Below are 1,385 nucleotides of genomic sequence, written 5' to 3' on the forward strand. Positions count from 1 at the left end.
TATTAATGTTTGGACTACTGGGATATTGGATGAATTTCTTAAGTCGGCAAGTATCTTTAAAACAGTAAATTTAATTCAAGATAGGTTCATAGTGCCATTTTCAAATGAACTTCCAATGAATTTAAAGAATGCTACCAATATGTTTTCTTCACATCGAAAAATAGATAGAGTGGCTAAGGTGAAAATTGGAAATGGGTTTACAGATTCAAAGTATGGAAATATTCCACGGTCAAAGCGTATTCATGCAAGACATAAAAGACCTAGAGTAATAGAACCTGTTTACGAGGTATCGGTAGAATACATGACAAGCCTGGTTATCGATTATAGGACTTGCCGTACAGAAAAACAGGTATGTAATAGCTCTTTAAAAGAAAAAGAGAGCACGATTGCTCAATTAGAAGAGCAGTGTAGTAGATCAACTCGATATAAAAAAAGTTCAGAAAAACCAACTACAATATTTGAACTAACTCACTCAACAACTGCTCCAGAAATAACAGTTAACCACACAAAACTACCACCTACCGTGTTAAACCTGATTGCTGATCTTAATACTTGCCGTACAGAAAATCAGGTATGTAATAGCTCTTTAAAAGAAAAAGAGAGCATGATTGCTCAATTAGAAGAGCAGTGTAGTAGGTCAACTCGATATAAAAAAAGTTCAGAAAAGCCAACTACAATATTTGAACTAACTCAATCAACAACTGCTCCAGAAACAACAGTTAAACAAACAAAACCAACAGCTGCTACTTCAACAGCAATACCTGAACCAACCACAACAACAGAACCTAAAATAACTAAATCAACAAATATTCAACGAGGGATTGCATTAATAGGATTAGCTCTATTTGCAACTGGAAGTTTATTAGCTGGTATTTTCATGTTTAAGAAAAAAAGAAGATGCCAGCATAGTTTACATCTTGCTAATAACTTAAAAACTTCGCAGAGACAAGGCCATACTCAATTACAGGGCCAATGCATGAAGATTTCGCTTGATAATTGAGAGATAAAAAATGATTCTGATGAAACCTCTATCGAGTAGATGCGTAACTTCCATTACGCATCCCTCACAGAACCGGACTTGCGGAACTTACCGCATCCGGCTCTTCAACAAGCTTCACGACAAGACAATTTATAAATTGAGTGGGGTAGATTAGGTTTTAGTAAAGGATAATTCTTTAGAGCCTGTTTTAAAATCTTCTCGTTTTTTGAAAAGATTTTAAACAGGCTCTAAGAAGAGACTAAAGGCGTTAGAAGCAAAAGCAGCTCAAGATCACTTGATCTTTACAGAAGATCAATTAAGAGCGCTTGAAAAAGCTAAAGAAGCGCATGGTGAAATAGAAACACAACACCCCGGCTATCTTGTTGCACAAGATACCTATTATGTA

General features: G+C 35.5%; 1 protein-coding gene and 1 pseudogene. Both read left to right on the forward strand.

Features of this window, described 5'->3' with window-relative positions; all coding sequences use genetic code 11:
- On the forward strand, positions 1 to 1,000 hold a 1,000-nt coding region (locus RHOW815_RS07705; protein ID WP_215217726.1), incomplete at its 5' end, for a hypothetical protein.
- A gap of 229 nt (positions 1,001 to 1,229) precedes the next feature.
- A pseudogene (locus tag RHOW815_RS08720) lies at positions 1,230 to 1,385 on the forward strand (IS481 family transposase); the annotation flags it as partial.

Origin of the sequence: Candidatus Rhabdochlamydia sp. W815, from assembly GCF_018642185.1 — a bacterium.
GTDB classification, from domain to species: domain Bacteria; phylum Chlamydiota; class Chlamydiia; order Chlamydiales; family Rhabdochlamydiaceae; genus Rhabdochlamydia; species Rhabdochlamydia oedothoracis.